The following is a 1,374-nucleotide window of genomic DNA, read 5'->3' as shown; positions in this document are numbered from 1 at the left end:
TCTTGATAATCAATTAATAAAAATGGATTATACGTTAAAATGTGATTTGGGATATTCACAAATTCACAATCGTTCTCCCTAGATCGATTAATCTTGTGTATTACTTCCTCTTTGTATTTATAGACTAGTGCTTTGTAGTTTAGCTCATATTTTAGATTGAACAAACTAGGAGATAAAAATTTGGAATTTCCATTCCAAATATCAACAAAATCGGAGCCTTCAATTGTTTGATCTGTTTTGATGTTGTATTTAATAAAGACATCATTGTTACTATAGAATTTCAGCTCAAAACGCTCTAGTTTTTCCTTGTCAAGCGCTAATTCTTTTACCGATTGCAACTTAATATTGACAATTTTTAAATTATTGTCATTGGTTAAAAAAGCAAAAATATCTTGATCCGTATTCCAGTAGAGCGATTTTAAGCTTTCTGTAGTTAGGTTTATCGATTGTTTTTTGGTTGTATTTAAGTCTACGGTAAACAAGGTATTTTTTATATTGGATTTGCGATAAAGAAGAATGTTTTTGTTTGGATTTAGAGCGAACTCATCTACAGCTGTGTCCAAGAATAACACCTTATTTTTATTATTGAGGTTTCGAATTTCTAAAACGAAGTCATCAGATAAAGTTAGTAGTAGATTTTGATCTAGCTTAGCTCTGGTTTCAAAGCGTTTTATCTTCTCAAGAGAAAAAGAATTTTGCTCATCGTGAAGATGTACAATTTCTATTTTATTTTGCTTTTTCCCCAAAAGAATATCATTGTATAACATATGATTATTTGCGCCATTTAGCTTTGTAATATCAACTTTTTGACCACTTTGAGTATTGACATAGTCAGTTGAATTAAGCGTTTGATCAAAAGTGTTTTTGTTATACACTAATGCCCAATTCCCATCAGGACTAATTCTAGAGGCCGATAAAATATTCCATCTAGTATCCGAAGGTATGCTGTTTTGCTGTAGGTTAGCATAAGATAGAAATGATGTGGTTATAATGCCAATTAAAGCTAGTGTTTTACTTAATTTATTCATGCTGTTATAGATAAAGGTTAACAATTGTATCTCTTTGTGGGTAAAACCCAATAGAATTTGGGGAAAGAGAAAGAACACTAAACAAACTGCCTTTGTGTAGTTGGAGTTTAAATTCTCCTTTTTCATCTGTTAAGTGGTAGGTTCCTGTACCAAAAGTACTGTTGTTAAAGGCAGAGCCTACGTCTATATTTTTTAATGGTTTGTGCGTCTCTTTGCTCACTATTGTACCAGAAACAGTTACAAGAGTTTCGGGATCTGTATCCTTCAGGTGTTTCTCTAAGTTAGCTTTAAGAATAGGATTGTTTTTTGTAAGCGCCTCATAGGTTTTTTGGTCTTTTTTTATTTG

1 protein-coding gene and 1 pseudogene are annotated in these 1,374 nt (G+C 31.7%); both read right to left on the bottom strand.

Annotation, left to right across the window (positions count from 1 at the left end):
- Positions 1–1,028: hypothetical protein (locus GJV76_RS15520; RefSeq protein WP_155093486.1), on the bottom strand; the 1,028-nt coding region annotated here is incomplete at its 3' end.
- A gap of 4 nt (positions 1,029–1,032) precedes the next feature.
- Positions 1,033–1,374: pseudogene (locus GJV76_RS15790) on the bottom strand (hypothetical protein); the annotation flags it as partial.

The organism is Myroides albus, assembly GCF_009711045.1.
GTDB lineage: Bacteria > Bacteroidota > Bacteroidia > Flavobacteriales > Flavobacteriaceae > Flavobacterium > Flavobacterium album_A.
The sequence above is the reverse complement of the archived record's forward strand: the minus strand, read 5'-3'. Positions and strand labels throughout refer to the sequence as shown.